This is a genomic window from Agrobacterium sp. ST15.16.024, assembly GCF_027956545.1.
Lineage (GTDB): Bacteria > Pseudomonadota > Alphaproteobacteria > Rhizobiales > Rhizobiaceae > Agrobacterium > Agrobacterium cucumeris.
This window is the reverse complement of sequence record NZ_JAQKGO010000066.1, coordinates 1-386: the sequence shown is the minus strand read 5'-3', so window position 1 is coordinate 386 and position 386 is coordinate 1. Positions and strand designations below refer to the sequence as shown.

Genomic DNA, 386 nt, shown 5'->3' with positions numbered 1-386 from the left:
TCCCGTTGAATATGGCTCATAACACCCCTTGTATTACTGTTTATGTAAGCAGACAGTTTTATTGTTCATGATGATATATTTTTATCTTGTGCAATGTAACATCAGAGATTTTGAGACACAACGTGGATTTGTTGAATAAATCGAACTTTTGCTGAGTTGAAGGATCAGATCACGCATCTTCCCGACAACGCAGACCGTTCCGTGGCAAAGCAAAAGTTCAAAATCACCAACTGGCCCACCTACAATAAAGGGGTCGTTTGCGGGAGAGGGCGAAATCCTACGCTAAGGCTTTGGCCAACGATATTCTCCGGTAAGATTGATGTGTTCCCAGGGGATAGGAGAAGTCGCTTGATATCTAGTATGACGTCTGTCGCACCTGCTTGATC

Annotated in this window: 1 pseudogene; it reads left to right on the top strand. The window is 43.5% G+C overall.

Going from position 1 to position 386, the window contains the following annotated elements:
- Positions 1–156: 156 nt before the first annotated feature.
- Positions 157–258, top strand: a pseudogene (locus tag PL640_RS25655) (IS5/IS1182 family transposase); the annotation flags it as partial.
- Positions 259–386: the final 128 nt, after the last annotated feature.